At 71.3% G+C, this 24037-nt stretch carries 22 protein-coding genes; 5 read left to right on the top strand and 17 right to left on the bottom strand.

Annotated elements, in window-relative coordinates:
- Positions 1-5: 5 nt before the first annotated feature.
- From HP550_RS14815 to HP550_RS14785, 7 genes are all read right to left on the bottom strand, one after another.
- Positions 6-992: a class I mannose-6-phosphate isomerase gene (locus HP550_RS14815; protein ID WP_175348442.1), complete on the bottom strand. Its 987-nt coding sequence runs from the start codon at positions 990-992 to the stop codon at positions 6-8.
- Complete coding sequence (locus HP550_RS14810; RefSeq protein WP_175348441.1) at positions 989-1933, bottom strand: DUF4432 family protein; 945 nt, start codon at positions 1931-1933, stop codon at positions 989-991. Before HP550_RS14810 ends, HP550_RS14815 begins: the two co-directional genes overlap by 4 nt.
- Positions 1930-3120, bottom strand: a complete 1191-nt coding sequence (locus tag HP550_RS14805; protein ID WP_175348440.1) for an ADP-dependent glucokinase/phosphofructokinase — start codon at positions 3118-3120, stop codon at positions 1930-1932. The genes HP550_RS14810 and HP550_RS14805 overlap by 4 nt, the downstream gene beginning before the upstream one ends.
- A gap of 37 nt (positions 3121-3157) precedes the next feature.
- A complete protein-coding gene (locus tag HP550_RS14800) occupies positions 3158-4018 on the bottom strand; it encodes a ketose-bisphosphate aldolase (RefSeq protein ID WP_246280878.1) in 861 nt (286 codons plus the stop codon).
- Between the two features lie 52 nt (positions 4019-4070).
- A complete protein-coding gene (locus HP550_RS14795; protein WP_246280877.1) occupies positions 4071-4955 on the bottom strand; it encodes a carbohydrate ABC transporter permease in 885 nt (294 codons plus the stop codon).
- A gap of 1 nt (position 4956) precedes the next feature.
- On the bottom strand, positions 4957-5922 hold the full coding sequence (locus HP550_RS14790) for a carbohydrate ABC transporter permease (RefSeq protein WP_175348438.1): 966 nt from the start codon (positions 5920-5922) through the stop codon (positions 4957-4959).
- Positions 5923-6004: 82 nt separating this feature from the next.
- Positions 6005-7291: an ABC transporter substrate-binding protein gene (locus HP550_RS14785; RefSeq protein WP_175348437.1), complete on the bottom strand. Its 1287-nt coding sequence runs from the start codon at positions 7289-7291 to the stop codon at positions 6005-6007.
- A 273-nt stretch (positions 7292-7564) separates the two neighbouring features.
- On the opposite strand from HP550_RS14785, the gene HP550_RS14780 reads away from it, so the two are divergent.
- Both HP550_RS14780 and HP550_RS14775 read left to right on the top strand, forming a co-directional pair.
- Positions 7565-8383: a DeoR/GlpR family DNA-binding transcription regulator gene (locus tag HP550_RS14780; RefSeq protein WP_175348436.1), complete on the top strand. Its 819-nt coding sequence runs from the start codon at positions 7565-7567 to the stop codon at positions 8381-8383.
- Positions 8384-8589: 206 nt separating this feature from the next.
- On the top strand, positions 8590-9009 hold the full coding sequence (locus HP550_RS14775) for a hypothetical protein (protein WP_175348435.1): 420 nt from the start codon (positions 8590-8592) through the stop codon (positions 9007-9009).
- A gap of 56 nt (positions 9010-9065) precedes the next feature.
- On the opposite strand, the gene HP550_RS14770 is transcribed toward HP550_RS14775, so the two are convergent.
- Positions 9066-10592, bottom strand: coding sequence for an alpha/beta fold hydrolase (locus HP550_RS14770; protein ID WP_210768110.1), 1527 nt, complete (start codon positions 10590-10592; stop codon positions 9066-9068).
- 330 nt (positions 10593-10922) lie between these two features.
- Here HP550_RS14770 and HP550_RS14765 point away from each other — a divergent pair, with 330 nt between their 5' ends.
- Positions 10923-12254, top strand: a complete 1332-nt coding sequence (locus HP550_RS14765; RefSeq protein WP_175348434.1) for a hypothetical protein — start codon at positions 10923-10925, stop codon at positions 12252-12254.
- On the opposite strand, the gene HP550_RS14760 is transcribed toward HP550_RS14765, so the two are convergent.
- Genes HP550_RS14760 through HP550_RS14740 form a run of 5 tightly spaced genes read right to left on the bottom strand, consistent with a single transcriptional unit; the run spans position 12249 to position 18220 of the window.
- Positions 12249-13055 carry an HpcH/HpaI aldolase/citrate lyase family protein gene (locus HP550_RS14760; protein WP_175348433.1) on the bottom strand — a complete coding sequence of 269 codons (807 nt, stop codon included), beginning with the start codon at positions 13053-13055 and terminating at the stop codon, positions 12249-12251. The two genes, HP550_RS14765 and HP550_RS14760, sit on opposite strands and share 6 nt — an antisense overlap.
- A complete protein-coding gene (locus HP550_RS14755; protein ID WP_175348432.1) occupies positions 13052-13528 on the bottom strand; it encodes a MaoC family dehydratase in 477 nt (158 codons plus the stop codon). The genes HP550_RS14760 and HP550_RS14755 overlap by 4 nt, the downstream gene beginning before the upstream one ends.
- Positions 13525-14700 carry an acyl-CoA dehydrogenase family protein gene (locus HP550_RS14750; protein WP_175348431.1) on the bottom strand — a complete coding sequence of 392 codons (1176 nt, stop codon included), beginning with the start codon at positions 14698-14700 and terminating at the stop codon, positions 13525-13527. The genes HP550_RS14755 and HP550_RS14750 overlap by 4 nt, the downstream gene beginning before the upstream one ends.
- Positions 14697-16616, bottom strand: coding sequence for an acetyl/propionyl/methylcrotonyl-CoA carboxylase subunit alpha (locus HP550_RS14745; protein ID WP_175348430.1), 1920 nt, complete (start codon positions 16614-16616; stop codon positions 14697-14699). The genes HP550_RS14750 and HP550_RS14745 overlap by 4 nt, the downstream gene beginning before the upstream one ends.
- Positions 16617-16621: 5 nt before the next feature.
- A complete protein-coding gene (locus tag HP550_RS14740; RefSeq protein ID WP_175348429.1) occupies positions 16622-18220 on the bottom strand; it encodes a carboxyl transferase domain-containing protein in 1599 nt (532 codons plus the stop codon).
- Between the two features lie 110 nt (positions 18221-18330).
- Here HP550_RS14740 and HP550_RS14735 point away from each other — a divergent pair, with 110 nt between their 5' ends.
- A complete protein-coding gene (locus HP550_RS14735; protein WP_175348428.1) occupies positions 18331-18930 on the top strand; it encodes an SACE_7040 family transcriptional regulator in 600 nt (199 codons plus the stop codon).
- Here HP550_RS14735 and HP550_RS14730 read toward each other — a convergent pair.
- Positions 18919-19392, bottom strand: a complete 474-nt coding sequence (locus HP550_RS14730; RefSeq protein ID WP_175348427.1) for a MarR family winged helix-turn-helix transcriptional regulator — start codon at positions 19390-19392, stop codon at positions 18919-18921. The genes HP550_RS14735 and HP550_RS14730 overlap by 12 nt on opposite strands.
- Positions 19393-19486: 94 nt before the next feature.
- Between HP550_RS14730 and HP550_RS14725 the strand changes: the two genes are divergently transcribed.
- The gene (locus tag HP550_RS14725) at positions 19487-20365 is read left to right on the top strand and encodes an alpha/beta fold hydrolase (RefSeq protein ID WP_175348426.1); all 879 of its coding nucleotides are present in this window, start codon (positions 19487-19489) and stop codon (positions 20363-20365) included.
- 55 nt (positions 20366-20420) lie between these two features.
- On the opposite strand, the gene HP550_RS14720 is transcribed toward HP550_RS14725, so the two are convergent.
- Genes HP550_RS14720 through pdhA form a run of 3 tightly spaced genes read right to left on the bottom strand, consistent with a single transcriptional unit; the run spans position 20421 to position 23934 of the window.
- A complete protein-coding gene (locus HP550_RS14720) occupies positions 20421-21809 on the bottom strand; it encodes a dihydrolipoamide acetyltransferase family protein (RefSeq protein ID WP_175348425.1) in 1389 nt (462 codons plus the stop codon).
- The gene (locus HP550_RS14715) at positions 21806-22813 is read right to left on the bottom strand and encodes an alpha-ketoacid dehydrogenase subunit beta (RefSeq protein WP_175348424.1); all 1008 of its coding nucleotides are present in this window, start codon (positions 22811-22813) and stop codon (positions 21806-21808) included. Before HP550_RS14715 ends, HP550_RS14720 begins: the two co-directional genes overlap by 4 nt.
- Positions 22813-23934, bottom strand: a complete 1122-nt coding sequence (gene pdhA / locus HP550_RS14710) for a pyruvate dehydrogenase (acetyl-transferring) E1 component subunit alpha (protein WP_175348423.1) — start codon at positions 23932-23934, stop codon at positions 22813-22815. Before pdhA ends, HP550_RS14715 begins: the two co-directional genes overlap by 1 nt.
- Positions 23935-24037: the final 103 nt, after the last annotated feature.

Here is a 24037-nt window from a genome sequence, read left to right as displayed (position 1 = left end):
GCAGGTCAGGGACGCGGCGGGCGGCAGACGACGACCTGGAGCCCGGCGCCTTCGAGCGCGACGCGACCGACGATGGCGGGGAGCAGGACCGTCTGTCCGCGCCGCAGCGGAGACGACTCCCCACCCGCCACGAGGACGCCGTCGCCCGCGACGACGACGAGCACCGCGAGTCCCGCGTCGAGCTCACGCGCACCGGTCCACCGCTCCACCCGGAAGAAGGCCGCCGCCTCGGGCAGCAGGTCCCCCGAGGACGCCGCGGTCGCACCGCGCAGCCGGGCGATCTCCTCGGCGGTCCAGCCGCGCCGGTCCACCGCTGCGAGCGCGACGTCGAACCCCAGCCCGAGATGCCCGTCGGCGGCCCCGTCGATCTCGAACCCGGACCACTCCAGCAGGATCGACAGGTCGGTCGGCTCCTGGAGCTCGACGACGAACGCGCCCTGGCCGATCGCGTGCGGGAGGCCGGCGGGGACAAGCACCGCGTCGCCCGCGTCGAGGTCGAGCACGTGCATCGCCCCGAGCATCGCGTCGGTGTCCTGCGCCCGCACCCAGCCGGTCAGCTCGTCGACGTCGACGTCCCGCGTGAACCCCAGGTGCACGCGGGCGGGCTCGAGCACCACCCACGCCTCGGTCTTGCCGTGCGCGAGACCGAGGTGCTCGGCGGCGAACGGGACGTCCGGGTGGGCGTGCACCGGCAGGCGCTGGCCGGCGTCGAGCAGCTTGACCAGCAGGGCCGGGTCGGAGCCGAATGCGGCGACGTGCTCGGCACCCAGCCAGTCCACGGGGTTCGCGTCGATCGCGTCGCGGAGCAGCCGGCCGTCGGGGAGCACGGTCAGACCGACCGGCTCGTGCCCGAACACCGAGGTCGCCGATCCCACCCAGTCCTCGGGCTCGTGGCTGGCTGCCGGCCCGGTGCCGCGGAAGTCGGAGATCTGGCGGCCTCCGGCGTAGAACCGGCCGGCGGGCTGGTTGGCGGGCAGGAACAGCGGCTTCATGAGGATTCCTCGATCGCGATGCGGACGCCCGTGCGCCAGGTCGCACCGGGTTCGAGCACGGGAGCGCCGGCGTGCGGCAGGTCCCTCTCGGGGCCGAACAGGGGCGCGTTGGTGGGTTCGACGCCGAGCACGTACGCGCCGCGGGCGGGCCAGCTCCACGTGCACAGCCGCGGCAGCGTCGCGCCGGTCCAGGTGACGACGACGTCGGGGAGCTCCTCGTCGCCGACGAGCGTCGCACGCGCGCCACGCACGCCGACGTGCTCGGCGACCACGGGCGCCAGACCGGACGCCGGCGCCGGGGTGACCAGCGGGTGGCGACCCTCCGGGAGCGGTTCCCGGACCACCCACTCGTCCGCGTCGACGTGCAGGCGCACACCGGGGCGCAGGAGCGGCGCACCGAGGTTGACGTGGTAGAGCAGCGGGACGCCGACCGGCTCGTCCCCGACGTTGCGGACGACGTCGCGGACCTCGACCGCGGGGACACCGGTCGCCGCCACGATCGACCGCTCGACCAGGATGCGCGGGCCGCCCAGCGAGGTGTGCGCGACCGTGCCCGTCACGCACACCTGCCAGGCGTCCCCCACCCGCTCCCGCGACCAGTGCACGTCGGCGGCGGGAGTGAGGTGGTGGGTCCCGTGCTGGCCCGACGAGCCGCGCGGCTCGCCGATGTTGTCCGGGCCGCAGGTGGCCAGGAGCCCGCCGAGGAAGCGCGACTCCCAGTCCCGGCCGGGTCCCGGGTCGACGGGGTTCGGGGAGCGCCACGCGACGGGCGTCGAGCCCCACCAGGTGGCGCCGAGGTCGAGGCCACGGTCGGGCAGGACGTCGAACGCGAGCCCCCCGGCCAGCCGCACGGCGATCACCCCACCCCGCACCTCGACGGTCGCGAGCGCCTCCGGCAGGGAGATCCGGCCGTCGTCGGTCAGCTCGGTCCAGGCGGTCATCGCCGGTCCAGCGCCGCGAGGAAGCCCCCGACGAACGAGTCGCCGAGCCCGATCGTCGTCGGCGCCGCGACGTCGCTCAGGTCCAGCGCCGGCACCACGCACGCGTCGGCGCCGAGCAGGTCCGCGACCTCCGACGCGAGACGTCGGGTCGACCCGCTCAGGGTCGTGGCAGCGGTCGCCGCGTAGTCCTCCGCCGTGAACTCGTCGCCGAGCCGGTAGCGCGTGCTCGCCATCGTGATGCCCCCGACGAGCGACGGCCCCAGTGCGGCCGCTCGCTGACCTACCGCGAGGGCCCAGTACTTGCTGTGCACCACCAGCGTCGGCGCAGGGACCAGGTGGTGCAGCTCGGCGACCGCCTTCGCGACCGTCGACGCGTCGAGCAGGTCCACCTCGCGGCCGAGGTAGGCCTGCATCTCGTCCTCGTTGAGGCTGTAGACGTCAGCCGACCACACCATCTCGTCCCGCACGCGCCGGCTCAGCTCGGGCACGTGGTAGCCGGCGTCCTCGAACACCACCAGCGAGTCCGGGGGCATGGTGCGCATGGCGTCGCGCACCTGCGCCAGGCGGGACTCGAGCGTGTCCGGGTCCTGGATCACGTTGAACGACGAGAGCAGGAAGACGTCGGCCGTCCGCAGCGCGTCCGGGAGGTCCGCGGCGATCCGCAGCTCGCGGTGCGGCGGGTCGTTGGCGTAGATGATCCGGTTGGGGTGCGGGGCGACGAGCTCGACCTCGCCCACCCGCACCCGGGCGCCGGCGGGGTACTGCACGATCAGGTGCGGGTCGCGGGAGTCGTGCTCGGCGCTCGACACGTAGTCGACGGACGCGGGCAGCAGCCGACGCACGGTGTCGTCGATGGACACCAGGTGCATCGTGCTCGGCACCCCGAGCACGTCCATCGCGATCGCCGCCCGCACGCACGTGCCGCCCAGGGTGATCGCCTTGGTGAACCGGGCGGCGACCGCCTCGACGATGTCGGAGGAGGCGACGAACCGCTCTCCCCCGACACCGTCGCGGACGAACGCCAGCAGGCTCCGCACGAGGTCGCGCACCGACTCGACCGGCGCGCGCAGGTCGAGGTCCTCGGGACCGATCCGGTGCTCCGCGGCCAGCTGCTCCAGCACGGCCGCGTCCCAGCGGATCTCGTAGTCGACCGTGCCACCCATGCCCAGCACGAACCTCGTGCTCATCGGTCGGCTGCTCCTTCGCGCGTCGTGTCCGGACCGGTCAGTACAGGTCGGCCTTGCCGGCCGCGTCGAACAGGTGGATCTTCTGGGCGGCGACCTCCTGCATCGCGGCGATGCACGGCGGCTGGATCGAGTTGGGCTCACGCAGCGAGGTGTCCGCCAGGATCTCCCGCATCTTGTCGTGGTACGCCACCTTGATGTCGCTCGAGATGTTGATCTTGTTGACCCCGAGCTTGACCGACTGACCGATCTCGTCGTCCGGGTTGCCCGAGCCGCCGTGCAGCACCAGCGGGATGGGCAGGAGCGCCTTGATCTGCTGGAGCAGGTCGAGCTTCAGCTGGGGGGTCACGTGCTTCGGGTACAGGCCGTGCGCGGTGCCGATGGCGATCGCGAGGCTGTCCACGCCGGTGCGCTGGACGTACTCGACGGCCTCGGCGGGGTCGGTGAACGCGATCTGGTCGACGAGCACGCCGTCCTCCGCCTGCTCGTCGAGCTTGCCGATGGTGCCCAGCTCGCCCTCGACCGACAGGCCGACCGCGTGCGCGGTGTCGACGACCTTCGTGGTGATCGCGACGTTGTCCTCGAACGGCTGCATCGACGCGTCGATCATGGCCGACGTGAACCCGAGCTGGATCGCCAGGAGCACCTGCTCGTAGGTGCCGCCGTGGTCCCAGTGGATGGCGACCGGCACGGACGAGCGGTGCGCGCGCTGGATGAGCGCGGCCAGCGCGTCGCCACCGATGTGCGACACCTCGTCCGGGTGGATGGCGACGATCAGCGGGGCGTTCAGCTTCTCGGAGATCTCGAAGATCCCCTTGCCCATCGCGTAGTCGCTGATGTTGAAGGCGGGGATGGCGAAGTAGTTCTCGTTCGCCACCGCGAGCAGGTCTCGGCCGTTCATCAACATGGTGTGTCAACTTTCCTGTGTGTGTGTTTCTGAGGATTGGGGGGTACTAGATCTTCACGGCGCCGGCGGTCATCCCCCCGATGAAGTAGCGCTGGAAGAAGAGGAAGAGGAGCAGCACGGGAATGCACCCGAGAATGCTCATCGCCATCATCTCGTTCCATTCGTACGAGTGCTGGCCCATGAGCAGCTGGATACCGATGGGGACCGTGCGCATGTCTTCGGTCCTGGTCAGCGTCAGCGCGAAGAGGAACTCGTTCCAGCAGATCATGAACGTGTACACGCCGACCGACACCAGGCCCGGTACCGAGATGGGCATGAGAATGCGCCACAATGCGGTCAGCGGACCGGCCCCGTCCACCTTGACGGCCTCGTCCAGCTCTTTGGGAAGGGTATTGAAATACCCCGTCATCATGATGATCGCGTACGGCAGCGTGAACACCATGTAGGTGAGGATCAGGCCCTGGTAGGTGTTATAGAGCTTGAGCGCCACGACGAGCCCGAAGTACGGGATCAGCAACGTGATCGGCGGGACGGCCTGGACGGAGACGACGACCACGTTGATCGTCTTCTTCCCCCAGAACTCGTACCGGCTGAAGGCGTACGCCGCGTGCACCGCGACGACCAGCGACAAGGCGGTCACCGCGAGCGCGATGACGTAGCTGTTGAAGAAGAACCGCAGCTTGGTGGGGTCGGTGAGGATCGTCGTGTACGCGTCGAACGAGAAGCCCGGCGTGATGAGGCGCGGCGGGAACTCGAAGATCTCCGGGTTCGACTTGAACGAGCTCGAGAGCATCCACACCACGGGCAGCGCCGAGAAGCAGGCACCGACGACCAGGGCGACGATGACCGCCACCTTCTTGCCGGTGTGCTTGGGCGGTGTGCGCAGTGCGGGGCGCTCGGCGGTCAGCGCCGGGGTGGCCAGCGTGGTCATCTCAGTCCCTCGCCTTCTGGTGCCGCACGTAGAAGAACGCGAGAACCATCGACATGAGGAGCACGAGGACGGCGGAGGCGGAGGCCACCGAGAACTCGTACTCGGTGAACGCGAGCTTGTAGGTGAACGTGGAGAGCACCTCGGTGGAGTTGATGGGTCCGCCGCCGGTGGTCATCCAGATGAGCGCGAACTGCTGCGTCGTCCAGATGAAGTCCAGGAGCGCCATCGAGATGATGATCGGCTTCAGCTGCGGGAGCGTGACGTTGCGGAACTGCGCCAGCGCGCCGGCGCCGTCGACCTTCGCCGCCTCGTACAGGTCCCGGGGAATGCCCTGCAGGCCGGCCAGCAGCGAGATCATGAAGAACGGGTAGCCGGACCAGATGTTGATGAACGTGACGGCCGCCAGCGCGGTCGAGGGGTTGGCCAGCCACTCGGTGTTGCCGTCGGTGATCCCGGTGGTGCCGAGCAGGTAGTTGATGACGCCGTTCGGGCTGAGCAGCAGCCGCCAGAGCACCGCCACGATCGCCACCGTGAACAGCCACGGGAGGATGTAGAGCACCCGGAAGAACGCCTTGCTCCGGTTGCCCAGCAGCGGCGAGTTCAGCAGCAGGGCGAATGCCAGGCCGATCACGAAGTGCACGACCACGGACGAGATGGTGAACACGAGCGTGTTGCGCACCGCGGTGAAGAACACCGGGTCGGTGAGCACCTCGACGTAGTTCTCGAATCCCACGAACGCGGGGTTCTTGTTGGTGATCACGCCGTCGAGCAGCGAGTAGCTGACGACCATGATGATCGGCGTGACCATCAGGATGATCAGGAGGACGCCGGTGGGGCTGAGGAAGCCGTAGGGCGTCAGCGTGCGCTTGATCCGGCCGATGGTGCGCGTCCGGGCGGAGTCTGCACCGGGGGGCGGGGCGGCCCTGGTGGGCCGTGCCTCCGCTTCGGGGCTGGTGGTCTGTGACATGGACACGGGGCTCTCTCCCTGAGGGGGTGGGCCGCGCCGGCGATGCGTGTCCGGCGCGGCCCGGGCGTTCCGGGCTGGTGGCCTAGAACTCCTCTTCCCACTTGGTCTGGGCCGCGGCGAGCGCGTCCTGCATCGACTGCTGACCGTCGAGCGCCTTCTGGAACTCCTCGCCGAAGTCGCGCATGAGCTGCTCGGCCACGGGCAGACCGGTGAACTCGTTCGCCGGGAAGCCCGACTGGTAGATCTCGAACGCGGTGGCGAACAGCTCGTCCTCCTCGACGAAGTCGGGCACGGAGGTCGTGTTACCGGGGAACGCGTTGGCGATCGACGACAGCTCGCTGTTGGTCTCCTCGCTCATGAGGAACTCGACGAGCTTGAACGCCTCGGCCTTGTGCTCCGAGTTCTCGGCGATGCCGATGCCCCACGAGGCGTACGGGATGCCGCGCTCACCGGTGTAGTCGTCCTCGGCCGGGATGGCCGAGATGCTGAAGTTCAGATCCGGGTTGGACTCCCGGATGAGATTCACGTGGGCGAGCGAGTCGATCATCATGCCGACCCGGCCGTTGCTGAACTCCTCGACCTTGTCCTGCTCCTTCATGGTGAAGGAGCCGGGGGCGACGACGCCGGCGTCCCACAGGCCCTGGATGTAGTCCGTGGCGCTGGTGACGTCCTCGTTGTCGGTGAGGGCGGGCTGGCCGTCCTTGAGCATCGAGCCGCCGGACGCCCACACCCACGACATGACGTCGTTCTGGATGCCGTTGGGGGCCTCGAGCGAGAGCGGGAGGATCCAGCCGTGCGCGTCACCGGTGGTGATCTTGGCGGCGGCGTCCGCGAACTCCGTGCGGTTGGTGGGCGGTGCCGTGACGCCCGCCTGGCCCAGCAGGTCGTCGTTGGTGAACATCGGGTAGACGAAGTTCACCACCGGGATCATGTAGGTCTTGCCGTCCACCTGGACCTGGCTGGCCAGCTGCGACTCGTCGTAGCCCGCCTCGGACATGACCGCGGACAGGTCGGTGATCGCGCCCTGGTCGGCGAAGTCGCTGACCCATGCGCCGTCGAGGCCGACGACGTCCGACATGGTGCCGGCGGCCGCACCGGCGACCACCTGCTCCTTGGTCGAGGCGTACGGGCCGGACAGCAGATCGACCGTGATACCGGGGTTCTCGGCCTCGAACTTGTCCATCAGCTCGCGGAACGCGCCGTCGGGGAGCTCGGGCTCCCACCACTGCGAGAACTCGAGAGTGACGTCACCCCCCGAGTCGCCGTCGCCGTCCGAGCTGGACCCGCCGCCCCCGGAGCAGGCCGTGAGCGCAAGTGCTGTGACACCGGTGAGTGCAATGAAGCGTCCTACGTGAGCGCCCTTGCTCATGACTCTCCCATCCTCGAAATCTGCCGCTTGGTGCGACTGTCTGCGCACTTCTGCGTGTTTCCGCCAACGTAGACCCGTGGATGTGCGTCGTCAACCGGTACTTGCGAGTCGCAACCACTCCGTGACCTGGCCGTGTCGATCGCCGGCGCACACGATCTACCTGGTTCTTCGCCTCTGAACTGGGCAAATGTCTGGTTCGCTGCCAGATCTGAGCAGGGCACGCCTGCATGCGGGTTCTCGCACAAACCCGCAGACCTGTGGTTCAGTAGTTCCATGTCAGCGACCACCGACGGCACGTCACGGCGCCTCCCCGCGGGCCGCAAGGCCGACCTCGCGGCGTACGTCGCCGAGCAGGGACAGGTGACCGTCGCCAACCTCGCCGAGCGGTTCGACGTCTCCGCCGACACCATCCGGCGCGACCTCGACGCCCTCGACGCCGACGGCGTCCTCATCCGCACGCACGGCGGCGCGATCAGCCCGCAGGCCGTCCCCCGTCCGGACACAGGTCTGGACGTCCGGCTGCGGCTCCAGACCTCGGCCAAGGACCAGATCGGCGCGCTGGCGGCGGGCCTCGTGCGGGATGGGGAAGCGCTCATGATCAACGCCGGCACCACGACCCTCGCGGTCGCGCGCCACCTGTCCGAGCACCGCGACCTCACCGTCGCGACGAACTCCCTGCGCATGCCGACCGAGATCAACCCGCTCGCGTTCCGCGACCTGTACGTGTTCGGCGGCGTCGTCCGGCTGAGCGCGCAGGGCACGATCGGCGCCGTCACGTTCCCCACCGAGAGCGGCGCGGACCGCGACATCCGCTGCGACCTCGCCCTCATCGGCGTCGGAGCGGTCAACGCCGACGCCGGCTACTCCACCAGCAATCTCGGCGAGGCGGCGATGATGAGCGCGATGATGGACCGGTCGGCCAAGGTCGCCGTCCTCGCCGACTCCAGCAAGTTCGGTCGCCGGCTGTTCGCGCAGATCGCCGAGCTGGGGCGTGCGGACTACCTGGTCACCGACGCGCCTCCTCCCCCGGATCTTGCCGTGGCCCTGGAGGCAGCGGGCGTCGAGGTCGTCCTTCCCCCGGACGCCGGCTGAGTTCTTCACCCGCGGTTTCCCGGGACTGCCGGAGTAGCATCCGATTTGTCCGGCAGGTGGCATTCAACGAGGAATGCACTCCGGGTGACGGCGGTGTTCCGTGCAGTGGAAAGCCGTGCCGGTGGGTCCCCGGCGTCGGTTGATTCCGGCGCGCCGCAACGGACCCGCTCGGCCCCACCCTCCCCTCACACCCCCGAGGAGCATTCGTGAGGAAGCTGATCGCACTGCTCAGCGCTGTGGTCCTGGTCATCCTGGGAATCAGCGTGGTCTCGTCGGCGTCCGCCGACCCCGGATACCCCAACCTGGTCACGTATTCCGGGCAAGGGCTGAATTCCGACGGAACTCTCCAGGACAACCGTTGCGACGACGGCGTCGCGCCCTATCTGCTGTTCGTGCTCACGGCCAACAAGGCCACCGCCGCGGACATCACGCTGCCCTCCGGGACGTCGTCGATGGTGCAGTCCGGAAACGGCGCCTTCAAGTTCATGGCCCCCTACCAGAACGCGTCCGCGCTGATCGGAACAGCCGTCGCCAGCTACAACGGCGTCAAGACCAATGCGCAGCTCGTGATCAGCCACGGCTGCGAGGGCGACACCACGTCGCCGCCCCCGTCACCGACCTCGTAACGGCACAGTGGGAGCCCTCCGTCGGGAGGGCCCCCACGCCGTCGCACCCGTCGGAGTCAACGCTCACCCACCAGCGGGAGGACCTCCTCGACCAGCAGCCGGTCGACGGCGCCGGCCTGCTCGAACGCCACCGCGTGCGCCGCGTCCTGGAACGTCACGAGCCGCTTCTGCGGTGCGTCCAGGGCCGCGTACCACTCGAGGGCGAGGTCGCGTCGACCGTCCAGCTCCGCGGCACCGTCGAGCACGAACACCGGGACCTCCAGGCGCGGGACCTCCTGCCGCAGGTCCAGGCCCTGGATCTGCGGGTACATCACCGCGAAGGTGTCCATGAGGCCGCGCAGCACGTCGACCTTGTCGAGGAACGTGTACTCGACCCCTCGGACGCCGAACGCGTCCAGCCCGGAGGCCTCACCGCGCGCCAGGTAGCCCTCGGACGGCGTGTACGGCCCGTACAGGTACTCGTAGGCCAGCATCACGTCGGCGTTCGCCCATGGCAGGTCGGCGTAGGGCGGCTCCCCGATCCGCTCGGTCAGGTCCGCCACCGCCCGGTCGCCGGTCCGGTCCGCGTAGTCGACGAGGTCCCGGTAGATCCTGCGGTCGGTCTCGGTGACGTCGACCATCTGCCCGCTGCCGAGGTAGGCGTGGAACAGGTCGGGCCGCCGCTCGACAGCCAGGACGCCGAGGATCGTTCCCCAGGACTCCCCCATGAGGATGACCTTGTCCTCGTCGAAGCGGGCTCGGAGGTGGAGGGTGAGGTCGATGACGTCGGCGACGGCCCGGTCGAGCGTGGCCTCCTCGGTGGGCAGGAGCGCGGCGTAGGACGTGCCGTTTCCCCGCTGGTCGAAGGTCGCGAAGACGACGTCGTCGACCCAGGGCTCGGACAGGACCCGGGCCAGCGCGAGGTCGGACTGCCCGGGACCGCCCGACAGGTAGAGCAGCACCGGAGCGTCGGGGTCGGCGGCCCGGACCAGGACGGAGTGGGGGTCTCCGCCGAGCCAGACCGTGTCGAGGGTCGCGACGCTGCCGGGCACGATCTCGCCGTCGGCGTCGCGCACGGGCGGAGTTCCGGCGGGCAGCGCCACGACGACCGCCAGCCCGAGGGTGAGCGCGCCGACGACGGCGGTGCCCACCGCACCGGCTCGCCGACGCGGCCGACCGGCCCCCACTCGGGCGCCCAGGATCATCGGCAGGACCAGCAGCAGGGCATGCACCCCGCGACCCAGAACGAGCGCCAGCAGGCCCCAGATCGAGTCGATCCGGACGTCGTGCACGGTGGGCAGGAGCACGTCACTGCGGGCGATCTCGATCGCGGCGACGTGCACGACGGCCAGCGGGACGACGACCCAGGCGGAGCGCACCACCCGTCCCCCGACGAGGCCGAGTCCGGCGCCGGTCGCCATGACGACCAGCGCGCCGACCGACGAGACCGGGCCGAGCGGTGCGACCTGACCGGTCAGCAGGCCTGTCAGGGCAGCCAGCGCGAGCACGCCCGCGAGCGGTGCCCACCGCCGCAGGGCGCCTGGGTGCGGTAGGTGCCAGGCGGACCTGTCGTCCGTCAGGACGGGACTCATCGTGCCGGCCATGATCACCTCCGGGTGCGTGCCGGCCGGCTCGCGTGCGGGCCACGGTGCCCGGCACCGACGCGCCGACCGGTCCCTTCCAGCCTGCTCGGCAGCCGCGCGCGCACCAGGGCCGGTGGTCCCTAGCCGCACCGGTCGTCGTGACGTCGGTATCCCGCCTGCGCGCCCGGACCCCTTCTCTTCGAGCACCCCCGCTCGCCTCGATCTCTCGGAGATGGTCATGACGCAGAACCCAGCCGTGCCGCCCTCGTCGGCTGCCGTGCGCCCGGACTGCGGTGTGCCGTCCGTGAACACGACCGTCGGCACCGTCCGAGCCCGCTCCTTGGAGGAACCGTGAGCGTGAAGGTGGTGTACGACGTCCTGTCCCGCGGCTCCGCCCGGAGCGCGTCGGCGTCTGCCGCGAGCGTCGCCGGTGTGCTGCTCATGGGCGTGGGGATCGCCGGGCTGTGCGTCGTCTTCGCCGTGTCGGTCGTCTTCGTCGTCGTCGTCGGGCGCGGGTACGCCGCGAGCGTCGTGCGCGGCATGGACCCCGCCGGCCGGTGGAGCCCGGACTGGCTCAGCTCGGCGCCGGCGGTCGACCTGTCGACGCTGCTGGAGCCGGGGCTCGGGCTCGGAATCGGGCTCGCCGCGTCGCTCGCCCTCCTGTGGCTGGGGCTCGCGCTGCTCCGGCGTCGGCGTCACGCCGTGCTCTTCCTGCGCCGGTTCGGGTACGACGACGCGACGCGCATCGTCACGGCCGCGCTCACGGTCCTGGGACGGTCGTGGCGAGTGGTCACGCTCGACGACTCGGACGTGCAGGCCGTCGGCGCGCGGCGGTCAGGCATGACGCTGTTCTCGCGGTCGGTCGCGCAGCACACCCGCAAGGTCGTCGGCCCGGTCATGACCGTCGGGTTCATCGCCTCCTTCGTGGTCATCCTGCGCGCGGCGGACACGACCTCCGACCCGACCACCCTGCTCCCCGCCGGCCTGCTGGACGCGTCCCCGCTGCGCATCGAGTCGGGCGCTCAGCTGGCCACCGCGGCGGTCCTGCTGGTCCTGGCGGGGATGCTGCTCGCCTGGGTGCTTCCCCGGCTCCTGTTTCCCGCCTTCCTGCTGTCGGAGCGCGTCGAGCGCAGCGCCCAGGCCGCCGAGGGTGCGGCGCGGCAGTCCGTCCAGGACGCGGGCGACGTGGCGACGGTCGGAGCGCTCGTCGAACGCATGACCCGCCGGGTGTTCAGCCCTCAGCTCATGGTCGTCGCGTCCACCAACGCCCTGTGGCGCGCGACCGTGAGCCGCCTCCTGGCCGGCACCGAGGTCACCCTGGTCGACGTGTCCCGGCCCACCGAGAGCCTGCTGTGGGAGATCCGGGAGCTGACCGCCCACGACGACGGCCGGTGCGTGTACATCGGGCACGTGGATCGTCTGGCGCGCTTCCTCCCCGACGTCGCGCGCACGGCACCCCCGAGCTGGCACGTGCCCCGGTACGAGGCCCTCGCGGCGGCGCCCAGCTCGGTCGTGGGCCGGATCGAGCAGGAGCTCGAGGGTCACGAGGTGCTGGCCTACAGCAGCGACCCGGCGACCGTGGGCCAGTTCTCGCGCAGCCTCGAGCGGTACCTGTGGAACACGGTGACCGGTCCGGCGCCGGTGGCGGGCACCAGGCCGCGCGCACGTGCGACGGCGTCATAGCGCTCGGCGGAGCACCTCTTCGGCCTGCCGCAGGATCGGTCCGTCGACCATGCGCCCCTCGCTCAGGAACGCCCCGCCCTGGCCGGCCGCGGCCGCGAGCACGTCGCGCGCCCAGCGCACCTCGTCCTCCCGTGGTCGGTAGGCCGCGCGGACCACGGGCACCTGCGACGGGTGGATGCAGGCCGTGGCGGCGAACCCGCTGGCGGCGGCGTCGGTGGCCTCGTCGGCCAGGCCGGCGAGGTCCTCGACCTCCAGGTGCACGGCGTCGATCGCCGCCTTGCCGTGCGCGCCCGCTGCCAGCAGGACGACGGACCTCGCGTGCCGGACCACGGCGCGGTACCCCCCGTCGGGCCCACGGCTCGACGTGCCGCCCAGGGAGGCGACCAGGTCCTCGGAACCCCACATCAGGGCGACGACGTTGGGCTCCGCCGCGATCGACGCCGCGGCGACCACACCGGCCGCCGTCTCGAGCAGCGCGACGACGTCGAAGGCCGCGAGCTGCCGGACGTCGGCGGCCGAGGAGGTCTTGGCCAGCATGATCGTGCGGTACGGCGTCGCCTCGAGGGCGCGCAGGTCGGCGGCGAAGTCGTGGGAGCCTGCCGGGTTCACCCGGACGATCGTGCGGTCGGGATCCAGGGGTGCGGACGACAGCGCCGCGCGTGCGGCCGGCTTCGCGTCCACGGCGACGGCGTCCTCGAGGTCCAGGATCACGGCGTCGGCCCGCGCTGCGGCCTTGGCGTAGCGCTCGGGGCGGTCGGCGGGGCAGAACAGCAGCGCCGGGCCCCTGGTGAAGCCGGTCATGGCGCGGCGTCCCTGCACCAGAAGAGGACCGTCCGCACCGCGACGGCCACCACGACGTCGTCCTGGTTGCGGCCGGTGTGCTCCAGCGTGACCACGCCCTGGCCGGGCCGGGAGGTCGAGAGCCGCTTGTCGGTGACCACGGTCGAGGAGTAGAGCGTGTCCCCGTGGAACAGCGGGTGCGGGAACCGGACGTCCGTGAAGCCGAGGTTGGCGACGATCGTGCCCTGGGTCAGCTGCGCGACGGAGCTCCCCACCAGCACGGCCAGGGTCATCATCGAGTTCACCAGCCGCTGCCCGAACGGCTGCTCGGCGGACCACGCCGCATCGAGGTGCAGCGCCTGCGGGTTCATGGTGAGCGTGGAGAACAGGACGTTGTCCGCCTCGGTCATCGTGCGTCCGGGGCGGTGCACGTAGCGGACGTCGAGCCCGAGCTCCTCGTAGTAGAGCCCGCGCTGCTCGATGTCTCTCGTCATCGCGGCGCCCCGGAGAAGCCCAGCTCCCGCGCGATCACCATGAGCTGCACCTGCGTGGTCCCCTCCCCGATCTCCAGGATCTTCGCGTCGCGGTAGTGCCGGGCCACGGGGTTCTCGTTCATCACGCCGTACCCGCCGAAGATCTGCGTCGCGTCCCGGGCGTTGTCCATCGCCGCCTCGCTGCCGATCAGCTTGGCCAGGCTCGCCTCGAGCTTGAACGGCTGCCCGGCGACCAGCCGGCGGGCGGCGTCGAGCCACGCCAGCCGGGCGGAGTGCACGCGCGCCTCCATCCGGGCGATCGTGAACGCGATGTGCTGGTTGTCGCCGATGGGGTGGCCGAACACGTTGCGGCTCTTGGCGTACCGCATGGCCTCCTCCAGGCAGCCCTGCGCGGCCCCCGTGCACAGGGCGGCGAACGCCACGCGGCCCTCGTCGAGCGTCTGGATGAACTGCGCGAAGCCCCGGCCGCGCTCGCCGAGCAGGTTCGCCTCCGGTACGCGGACGTCCTCGAACCGGAGCGGGTGGGTGTCGGAGGTGTGCCAGCCGACCTTGTCGTACGCGGGCAGGACGGTCAGGCCCGGCGTGCTGCTCGGCACCAGGATCGCGGTGAGCTCCTTCTTCACCGACCCGTCCGCGCGCACGCTCTCGCCCGTGACCGCGGTGATCGTGATGAGCCGCGTGATCCTCGAGCCCGAGTTGGTGATGAACTGCTTGGTCCCGTCGATCACCCACTCGCCGTCCTCGACGCGTGCGGTGGTCTTGGTGCCGGCGGCGTCGGACCCGGCGTCGGCCTCCGTCAGCCCGAACGCCGCGAGCGCCTCACCCCGCGCCAGCATCGGGATCCACTCCCGCTTCTGCGCCTCGGTCCCGCTGCGCCACACCGGCATCGCGCCCAGCCCCACGCCGGCCTCGAGCGTCACGGCGATCGACTGGTCCACCCGCGCCAGCTGCTCGACCGCCAGGCACAGGTCCACGTAGTCGCGCCCCTGGCCGCCGTACTCGACGGGGAACGGCAGACCGAACAGCCCCATCTCCCCCATCTGCGCGAGGATCTCGTACGGCAGCTCGCGCTTCGTGTCGTATTCGTAGGCGGCGGGCGCGACGACGGTGTCGGCGAAGTCCCGCACCTCGTCGCGGAGCTTCTGCTGCTCGGGGGTGAGGTCGAACGTCATGCCGGTGTCCCTTCGTCGGGGTGGCCGGTGATGGTGGCCACCACGTGGTCGAGTGCCACCCGGTCGGTCGGTCGGACCGTGAGGGTGACGATGCCGTCGCTGGGCGCGACGACCCGGTGCTCCATCTTCATCGCCTCGATGGTGAGGAGGTTCTGGCCCGCGACCACCCGGTCGCCGGTGCGCACGTCGACCGAGACGACGATGCCGGGCATCGGCGACCGCACCTCCGGGTCGGCGGGGCCGGTGCCGCGGGTCAGCGCCGCGAGCTCGTCGGTCAGTCGCTCGACGCGGCTGCGGAAGCGCAGCTCGGAGGTGCCGACCCAGGTGACCGGCCCGTCCGAGACGAGACGCAGCGGCTGGACGACGCCGTCGACCTCGAGCGCGACGGCGGTGGGTCCGGTACGGGTCAGCGACGCGTGCACGGGGGCGTCATCGCCGACGGTCACGGTCGCGTCCTGCGGTGGGCCGAGCACCGCCACCTCGACGTCCCCGACCTCGTAGCGCACCGGTCGCGGATCGCCGAGGCGCCAGCCGTCGGTCCCCCACGCGCCGACGGGTGCCGGGTGGCGGGCGAGGACGGCCGCGATGATCGGGGCGACGTCCGCGGCGGGGGTCAGTCGTCCGAGCAGACCGGTCTCCAGCCGGCCGGCCCCGACGTCGGGATCGGCCAGCACCTGCCGCAGGAACGCGAGGTTGGTCCGGACGCCGAGCACGGTGGTGCCGGCCAGCGCCCGGTCCAGGCGGGCGAGCGCCGTGGCGCGGTCCGGTCCCCACGCGATCACCTTGGCCAGCATCGGGTCGTAGGTGGAGCCGATCTCCAGCCCGGCGTACAGGGAGCTGTCGACGCGGATCCCCTCGCCGGACGGCTCGTCGAGCACCCGCACGGTCCCGGTGCTCGGCAGGAAGTCGCGGAGGGGGTCCTCGGCGTAGACGCGCGCCTCGATCGCGTGCCCGGTCAGGCGCACGTCGGCCTGCTGCACGTCCAGCGGCTCTCCCGCGGCGATCCGCAACTGCCACTCGACCAGGTCCAGCCCGGTGACCAGCTCGGTGACGGGGTGCTCCACCTGCAGCCGCGTGTTCATCTCCATGAAGAAGAACGCCGTCGGTGCCTCGTCGGACACCAGGAACTCCACCGTGCCGGCTCCGACGTAGCCCACGCTGCGCGCGACCTCGCACGCGGCCGCGCCGATCCGGTCCCGCGTGGCGGCGTCGAGGAGCGGCGACGGCGCCTCCTCGATGACCTTCTGGTGCCGACGCTGGAGCGAGCACTCGCGCTCGCCGAGGTGGATGACGTGGTCGAACCCGTCGGCCAGCAGCTGCACCTCGATGTGCCGCGGCACCCTGACCAGCCGCTCGAGCAGCAGCGTGTCGTCGCCGAACGCCGCGGCGGCCACGCGCCGGGCGCCGGCGAGGGCGTCGGCCAGGTCCTCGGGACGCTCGACGACCGTCATGCCCTTGCCGCCCCCGCCCGCGGACGGCTTGACCAGGAGCGGGTACCCGACGCGCCCGGCATCCTCCGCGGCGGTCGACGACGACCCCGGGATGACCGGCACCCCAGCGGCCGACACGTGCTCCTTCGCGCGGATCTTGTCGCCCATGAGCTCCAGGGCCTTGACCCCGGGCCCGACGAACACGACGCCGGCCGCCTCGCACGCCCGCGCGAGGTCCGCGTTCTCGGAGAGGAACCCGTATCCCGGGTGGATCGCGTCCGCGTGAGCAGTGCGCGCGGCCGCGATCACCGCGTCGAGGGACAGGTAGGACTCGATGCGGACGGCTGAGTCCGCGCGCGCCACATGGAGCGCAGCGCGGTCCGCGTCGGTGAACACCGCGACCGACCGGATCCCGAGCTTCTGGAGCGTCGCGATGACCCGGCAGGCGATCTCCCCCCGGTTCGCCACCAGCACGGTCCCGAACATGCCGGTCACATCCGGAAGAGCCCGAGGCGGGGCTCTCCGAGGGGGACACCTGCGCACACGTCGAGGGCCATGCCGAGCATCCGCCGGGTGTCCGCCGGGTCGATGATCCCGTCGTCCCACAGCCGTGCCGTCGAGTAGTACGGGTTCCCCTGCGTCTCGTACTGCTCCCGCAGCGGAGCCTTGAACGCCTCCTCGTCCTGCGCGGACCACTGGTCACCCAGCTGCTCGCGGCGCACGGTCGCCAGCACCGACGAGGCCTGCGCGCCGCCCATGACCGAGATCCGGCTGGCGGGCCACATCCACAGGAAGCGCGGACCGTACGCCCGCCCGCACATGGAGTAGTTGCCGGCCCCGAACGAGCCGCCGATCACCACGGTCAGCTTGGGCACCCGGGTGGTCGCGACGGCGGTCACCATCTTGGCGCCGTGCTTCGCGATCCCCCCGGCCTCGTAGTCGCGGCCGACCATGAAGCCGGAGATGTTCTGCAGGAACACCAGCGGGATGCCGCGCTGGTCGCAGAGCTCGATGAAGTGCGCGCCCTTGACCGCCGACTCCCTGAACAGCACCCCGTTGTTGGCGACGATCCCCACCGGGTGCCCGTGCAGCCGCGCGAACCCGGTGACCAGCGTGGTGCCGTACTCGCGCTTGAACTCGTGCAGCTCGCTGCCGTCGACCAGCCGCGCGATCACCTCGCGCACGTCGTACGCGGTCTGCAGGTCGGTGGGGACGACGCCGTAGAGCTGGCTCTCGTCGACCTTCGGCGGCCGGCTCTCGTGGACCTCCCACGCGGTCTGCCGTGGGACCGGCAGGGTCGCGACGATGTCCCGCACGATCTGGAGCGCGTGCGCGTCGTTCTCCGCCAGGTGGTCGGTGACCCCGGAGGTCCGCGAGTGCAGCTCCCCGCCGCCCAGATCCTCGGCCGTGACCACCTCACCGGTCGCGGCCTTCACCAGCGGCGGGCCGCCGAGGAAGATCGTCCCCTGGCGGCGCACGATCACGGTCTCGTCGCTCATCGCCGGCACGTACGCGCCGCCCGCGGTGCACGAGCCCATCACGCACGCGATCTGCGGGATCCCCTCCGCGGACATCCGGGCCTGGTTGAAGAAGATCCGGCCGAAGTGGTCGCGGTCCGGGAACACCTCGTCCTGCATCGGCAGGAACGCGCCGCCGGAGTCGACCAGGTAGAGGCACGGCAGCCGGTTCTCGAGCGCGATCTCCTGCGCGCGCAGGTGCTTCTTCACCGTCAGCGGGTAGTACGTGCCGCCCTTCACGGTCGCGTCGTTGGACAGGACCATGACGTGCCGGCCGTGCACCAGTCCGATCCCCGCAATCACCCCGGCGCCCGGGGCATCGCCGTCGTAGAGCTCGTGCGCGGCCAGCGGCGCGACCTCGAGGAACGGGCTGCCGTCGTCGAGCAGGACGTCGATCCGCTCGCGCGGCAGCAGCTTGCCGCGGGCCACGTGCCGCTCGCGCGAGCGCTTGGGGCCGCCCTCGGCCGCGGTGCGGAGCCGGTCCCTCAGCTCGACGACGAGGGCGCGCTGGGCCGCCTCGTTCGCGACGAACGAGTCGGCTGCAGGGTCGGCCGTCGTGCTGAGCATCTCCATCGACGCGGTCTCCACGGGGGTGGTGGGAGAGACGAACTGAGTTAGTGATCGCTAACTGAAATGAGGCTAGTGTGCGATCACACCGTTGTCCATGGAGGAGCGCGAGCCACATGAGCGAGGCCCCGCCGACCGCCCGCGTCCGCGCCAAGGCCGAGCGCCGCGATGCGCTGCTCTCCGAGGCTGCGCGGCTCTTCGCGAGCCACGGGTTCGACGGCGTCTCCATCGAGGACCTGGGCTCGTCGGTCGGCGTCAGCGGGCCTGCCGTCTACCGCCACTTCCCCAGCAAGCAGGCGGTACTCGCCGCGCTCCTCGTGGGGGTCAGCCAGGGGCTGCTCGACGGCGGCCGGGTGGTCGTCGACTCAGCCGGGGACGATGCCTCCGCAGCCCTGCGCGCGCTCGTGCGGTTCCACGTCGACTTCGCGCTGCGCGACCCCGACGTGATCCGCGTGCAGGACAGGAGCCTTCCCGCGCTCACCCCGCAGGACAGAGAGTCGGTCCGCGACCTCCAGCGTCGCTACATCGAGCTGTGGGTGGACGTGCTGGCCCGGCTCAGCCCGTCGAGCGAGCGCGCCGAGCTCCGCCTGCGCGCCCAGGCCACGTTCGGCCTGCTCAACAGCACCCCGCACAGCGCCCGCTCGGTGACCTCCGCCCGCACGCGAGCCCTGCTGGAGGAGATGGCGCTGGCGGCGCTGCGGCCGTCAGGGCGATGACGAACCGCTGAACCAGCCCGCGGCGTCGAGATGGGTCGGCGCCCGGATGCCCAGGTCCGCGAGAGCGTCGCCCACTGCCTCGACCTGCTCCGCGCCGATGCGCTGCGCCCACCGGTCGCGCAGCTCGTTGAACACCTGCTCCCCCGTGCGCAGCAACGCCTGGCCGCGGTCGGTGAGCGAGTACAGCCGGCGACGGCCGTCGCGCTCGTCGGCCTCGACGGCCACGTAGCCCTCCGCCTCGAGGAAGCCGACGGTCTTGATCACGGCCTGCTTCGAGATGCCCAGCTCCCGCGCGAGCTCGGCGGTGGTGTCAGCACCGGCGAGGATCGAGCGCAGGGCGAAGTCGTGGATGGGCCGGATCTTGTCGTAGCCGCGGTCGGCCAGCTCGGCGCTCCCCGCGTCGGCGAGCGCGCGGAAGCCCCCCAGCAGAAGGAGCGCGAGGTCGGCACCGGAACGCGTCATGGCGCCATGTTACGACAACCTGGTTGACGTATCGACAACCAAGTTTCTAAACTTGTCACAACCTGGTTGTCCAAAACCTCCGAAGGAGCGACTCATGACCGTCACGACCGCCGCCTCGATCCCCGAGGTCACGCACCACCGCGTCACCCTCGACGGCACCGAGCTGCACTACGTCACCGCCGGCGCCACCGGGACGCCGGTCCTGCTCGTGCACGGGTTCCCCGAGTCGTGGTGGGCGTTCCACAAGCTCATCCCGTTGCTCGCTGCCGAGCACCGCGTCATCGCCGTCGACCTGCCGGGGTTCGGCGACTCCGGCACCGATCCCGGCGAGTACACGAGCTCGACGTTCGCCGACAGCCTGCGCGGGCTGATAGCCCACCTCGACCTCGGCCCCGTCCACCTCACCGGCCAGGACATCAGCGGGACCCCCACCTTCCGTCTGGCCGCCCAGCACCCCGAGCTCCTGCGCAGCTACACCGCCATCGAGGCGGCGCTGCCGGGGTTCGGGCTGGAGCTGCTCGCCGACGTGGCGCACGGCGGGGCGTGGCACGTCGGGTTCCTCGGGGCTCCGGGCATCCCCGAGATGCTGCTCGCCGGGCGGGAGCGCGAGTTCCTCACCGGCTTCGCCTTCCCCGCCATGAACGGCACCCCGGGCGCCATCAGCGACGAGGACGTCGACGAGTTCACGCGGGTGTACTCGCGCCCCGAGGGCCTGCGCGGGACCACCGGCATCTACGGTTCCGTGCTCACGGAGGGCGCCGAGATCACGCGGCTCGCCACCGAGCACAGGCTGACGGTCCCCGTCCTGGCGGTCGACGCCGGCAGCGGGCCGTTCACCAGCGGGACGATGCACGCGGTCGCCGCCGACGTCACCACCGCGACCATCGAGGGGATCGGCCACTTCGTCGCGATGGAGGCTCCCGAGCAGCTGGCCCACGCGCTCCTCGACTTCTACCGCAGCCTCGACTCGTGACCATGCCGCCGGAGGGTCGAGCCCGGCACCGCACCACGGCGGTGCCGGCGACCCGCTAGACCATGCTCAGGACGGAGCCCGGCCGCGCGAGGATCGTCCCCACGTCGGCGAGGAACCGGGCGGCTTCTGCTCCGTCCACCAAGCGGTGGTCGAAGGAGAGGCTGAGCGTCATCACGCTGCGCAGCGCCAGCTCGTCCTGGAACTCCCACGGCCGACGCCGGATCGCGCCCATCGCCAGGATCGCCGCCTGACCCGGCACCAGGATCGGTGTGCCGGTGTCGACGCCGAACACCCCGATGTTGGTGATCGTGATCGTCCCCCCGGCCAGGTCAGCGGGCGTCGACGTCCCCGCCCGTGCGCTCTCGGTCAACTCCCCGATCGCGTCCGCGAGGTCCGGCAGTCGCAGGCGGTCGGCGTCCTTGATGCTCGGCACCAGCAGCCCACGCGGGGTCGCCGCGGCGATGCCCAGGTTGACGTAGCCGAACTGGACGATCTCCCCCGCGGCCTCGTCCCAGCGCGCGTTGAGCGAGGGGTTGCGACCGAGCGCGAGCGTCACCGCCTTGGCGACGAGCGTGAGGATCGTGATGCGGTGGCCCTCCAGCGCAGGGTCGCGCGTGAACTCCGCGAGCAGGTCGAGGGTCGGGGTGACGTCGATCGTCAGCGACGTCGACGCGTGCGGCGCCGTGAAGGCGCTGGCCACCATCGCGGCGGCGGTCTGCTTGCGCACCCCCGTGATCGGGGTCCGCACCTCGCGGCCCGACGTCGGCGCGTGCTGGGTCGGCGCGTGCTGGGTCGGCGCGTCCTGCACGGGCCTGGCCAGGCCGGGTCGGTGCGCGGCGGACAGGGCGTCGGGCCGCCGAGCAGCCGGCGAGACGTCCGCGCCGGAGACCGCCCGCAGGACGTCCTCCCGCGTGATCATCCCGTCCTTGCCCGAGCCCGCCATCTTGTTGAGGTCGACGCCGAGGTCGTGCGCCAGCTTGCGCACCGGCGGCAGCACCTTCGGCCCGATGCGCCCGCCGGCCAGGGCGAGCCCGACCTCGTCGGCGACGGCGTGCGCCGCGACCCAGTCGTCCGACCTCGACCGGCGTCGCGGTCGCGACGACCCCTCGACCAGCGGGCCGTACCCGACGAGCACGGCGGTCCGCTCGGGTGCGGCTGGCTCAGCGGCGGGCGTGGTCGGAGCCGTGGCATCGGCCCGCTCCTCCACTGCGATCGTCAGCAGCGCCGTCCCCACGGGCACCGTGGCCCCGGGCTCGACGAGCAGCTCGGCGACCACCCCCGCGTACGGCGACGGCAGCTGGACCAGTGCCTTGGCGGTCTCCACCTCGGCGACCACCTGATTGAGCTCGACCGTGTCGCCCACGGCGACGGTCCACTCCACCAGGTCGGACTCGGTGAGCCCCTCGCCGAGGTCCGGCAGCGTCACGGTCTGGATCGTGGTCATGACGCCCTCCATCCGGTCAGGGAGTGCTGTCTGCCCATCACGCGGTCGACGGCGTCGAGCATCCGGTCCAGGTCGGGCAGGAAGTGCTCCTCGAGCTTGGACGCCGGGTACGGGGTGTCGAACCCGGTGACGCGCACCGGGGCGGACGTCAGGACGTCGAAGCAGCGGTCCGTGATGCTCGCGATGATCTCGGCACCCAGCCCGCCGCTGGCCTGAGCCTCGTGGGTCACGACGAGCCGGCCGGTCTTGCGCACGGAGGCCTCGAGCGTGTCGACGTCGATCGGCGACAGCGAGCGCAGGTCCACCACCTCGATCGACAGCCCGTCGTCCTGCGCGGCCAGCGCGGCGTCGCGCGCGGTGATGACGAGCGGGCCGTAGGTGGCGAGCGTGACGTCGGTGCCCTCGACGACGACGCGTGCGCGGTCGAGCAGCGGGACGTCGTCGAACGACTCGTCGACCTCGCCCTTGACCCAGTAGCGCCGCTTCGGCTCGAAGAACACCACGGGGTCGTCGCACGCGATCGCCTGGCGGATCATCGTGTGGGCGTCCTGCGGGCTGCCGCAGGTCACCACGCGCAGGCCGGGCGTGTGCGCGAAGTAGGCCTCGGGCGACTCGGAGTGGTGCTCGACCGCCCCGATGCCGCCGCCGTACGGGATCCGGACGGTGATCGGCATGCGGACTGCGCCGCCGGTCCGGTAGTGGATGCGCGCGACCTGCGTGACCAGCTGGTCGACCGCGGGGTACACGAACCCGTCGAACTGGATCTCCACGACCGGCCGGTACCCCCGGTACGCCAGACCGACCGCGACGCCCAGGATCCCGGACTCGGCCAGCGGCGTGTCCATCACGCGGTCGGCCCCGAAGTCGCGCTGGAGCCCGTCGGTCACCCGGAACACCCCGCCGAGCGTGCCGATGTCCTCGCCGAGCAGCACCACCGTCGGGTCGTCGTCGAGTGCGTGCCGCAGGCCGGAGTTCAGGGCCGCGGCCATCGTCATCGTGGACATCACGCCTCCTCGTCGTACATGGCGAGGTAGGCGGCGTACTGGCTGCGCTGACGTTCCAGCGCGGGCGTCGGCTCGACGAACACGTCCTCGAACACGCTCAGCGGCTCGGGGACCGGCAACCCGTAGCAGCCGCTGCGCATCTCCGCGGCGAACGCCTCGGCCTTCTCCTTGATCTGCGAGGTGCGCTCCTCGGACAACGCGTCGCGCGCGTGCAGCAGCCGCTCGAGCCGGACGACCGGGTCCTTCGCGGCCCAGGACGCCTTGTCCTGCGGGTCGACGTACCGGGTGGGGTCGTCGGAGGTGGTGTGCGGGCCCATCCGGTAGGTCACGGCCTCGATGAACGTGGGGCCGTCGCCGCGCCGAGCCCGGTCGAGGGCCGACCGCGTGGCAGCCATCACCGCGAGGACGTCGTTGCCGTCCACCCGGATGCCGGGGATGCCGTAGCCGGCCGCGCGGTCCGCGATCGGGCGCTGCGCCTGCAGGCCCACCGGCTCGGAGATCGCCCACTGGTTGTTCTGGCAGAAGAAGATCACCGGGGCGTGGAACGTGGCGGCGAAGACCATCGCCTCGTGCACGTCGCCCTTGCTGGTGGCGCCGTCGCCGAAGTACGCGACCGCCACGGAGTCGACGCCGTCCTTGACGCACCCCAGCGCGTACCCGGTGGCGTGCAGGGTCTGCGAGCCGATCATCACCTGCGGCGTGGCCATCCCGATCGCCCGCGGGTCCCAGCCCGCCAGGGCCGTCCCCCGCCAGACGCGCATCAGGTCGGTCGGCTGCGCGCCACGGCAGTACGCCACGCCGTTCTCGCGGTAGCTGCTGAACACGAAGTCGTCGCTGCGCAGCGCGCGGGCGGAGCCGATCTGCGCTGCCTCCTGCCCGAGGAGCGGCGGCCACAGCCCGAGCTGTCCCTGCCGCTGGAGCGCGACGGCCTCGGTGTCGAACCGGCGCACGACGACCATGTCCTCGTACAGGGCTTCGAGCTGCTCGTCGTCGACGTCGGCGATCCACGGGTCGTACTCGGGATCCGGCCGACGGACGCCGTCGGGGGTCACCAGCTGAAGGGCCTCCGCCTGCTGGTGGGTGGGCAGGGCACGGCTGGGTGACACATCTGCACGCAACATGTTTCGCTCCGTTGTGGTGGCGGAACCGTCGCTCTCGTGAAGCTAGGCCCCATTGCCTGATGTCCCGCCAGGGTAAGTCCGCAAGGGACCTTGTGCCCATGGG

This window comes from Cellulomonas humilata, from assembly GCF_013359775.1.
Lineage (GTDB): Bacteria > Actinomycetota > Actinomycetes > Actinomycetales > Cellulomonadaceae > Cellulomonas > Cellulomonas humilata.
The sequence above is the reverse complement of the archived record's forward strand: the minus strand, read 5'-3'. Positions and strand labels throughout refer to the sequence as shown.

Excerpts from the sequence above, each read along its gene's own strand:
- HP550_RS14730 (WP_175348427.1), bottom strand. The coding sequence starts at position 19,392 with ATGACGCGTTCCGGTGCCGACCTCGCGCTCCTTCTGCTGGGGGGCTTC.
- HP550_RS14750 (WP_175348431.1), bottom strand. The coding sequence starts at position 14,700 with ATGACGTTCGACCTCACCCCCGAGCAGCAGAAGCTCCGCGACGAGGTG.
- HP550_RS14715 (WP_175348424.1), bottom strand. The coding sequence starts at position 22,813 with ATGTCCACGATGACGATGGCCGCGGCCCTGAACTCCGGCCTGCGGCAC.
- HP550_RS14745 (WP_175348430.1), bottom strand. The coding sequence starts at position 16,616 with ATGTTCGGGACCGTGCTGGTGGCGAACCGGGGGGAGATCGCCTGCCGG.
- HP550_RS14770 (WP_210768110.1), bottom strand. The coding sequence starts at position 10,592 with ATGGCCGGCACGATGAGTCCCGTCCTGACGGACGACAGGTCCGCCTGG.
- HP550_RS14735 (WP_175348428.1), top strand. The coding sequence starts at position 18,331 with ATGAGCGAGGCCCCGCCGACCGCCCGCGTCCGCGCCAAGGCCGAGCGC.
- HP550_RS14815 (WP_175348442.1), bottom strand. The coding sequence starts at position 992 with ATGAAGCCGCTGTTCCTGCCCGCCAACCAGCCCGCCGGCCGGTTCTAC.
- HP550_RS14800 (WP_246280878.1), bottom strand. The coding sequence starts at position 4,018 with ATGAACGGCCGAGACCTGCTCGCGGTGGCGAACGAGAACTACTTCGCC.
- HP550_RS14780 (WP_175348436.1), top strand. The coding sequence starts at position 7,565 with ATGTCAGCGACCACCGACGGCACGTCACGGCGCCTCCCCGCGGGCCGC.
- HP550_RS14760 (WP_175348433.1), bottom strand. The coding sequence starts at position 13,055 with ATGACCGGCTTCACCAGGGGCCCGGCGCTGCTGTTCTGCCCCGCCGAC.
- HP550_RS14720 (WP_175348425.1), bottom strand. The coding sequence starts at position 21,809 with ATGACCACGATCCAGACCGTGACGCTGCCGGACCTCGGCGAGGGGCTC.
- pdhA (WP_175348423.1), bottom strand. The coding sequence starts at position 23,934 with ATGTTGCGTGCAGATGTGTCACCCAGCCGTGCCCTGCCCACCCACCAG.
- HP550_RS14805 (WP_175348440.1), bottom strand. The coding sequence starts at position 3,120 with ATGAGCACGAGGTTCGTGCTGGGCATGGGTGGCACGGTCGACTACGAG.
- HP550_RS14790 (WP_175348438.1), bottom strand. The coding sequence starts at position 5,922 with ATGTCACAGACCACCAGCCCCGAAGCGGAGGCACGGCCCACCAGGGCC.
- HP550_RS14810 (WP_175348441.1), bottom strand. The coding sequence starts at position 1,933 with ATGACCGCCTGGACCGAGCTGACCGACGACGGCCGGATCTCCCTGCCG.
- HP550_RS14755 (WP_175348432.1), bottom strand. The coding sequence starts at position 13,528 with ATGACGAGAGACATCGAGCAGCGCGGGCTCTACTACGAGGAGCTCGGG.
- HP550_RS14785 (WP_175348437.1), bottom strand. The coding sequence starts at position 7,291 with ATGAGCAAGGGCGCTCACGTAGGACGCTTCATTGCACTCACCGGTGTC.
- HP550_RS14725 (WP_175348426.1), top strand. The coding sequence starts at position 19,487 with ATGACCGTCACGACCGCCGCCTCGATCCCCGAGGTCACGCACCACCGC.
- HP550_RS14740 (WP_175348429.1), bottom strand. The coding sequence starts at position 18,220 with ATGGAGATGCTCAGCACGACGGCCGACCCTGCAGCCGACTCGTTCGTC.
- HP550_RS14795 (WP_246280877.1), bottom strand. The coding sequence starts at position 4,955 with ATGACCACGCTGGCCACCCCGGCGCTGACCGCCGAGCGCCCCGCACTG.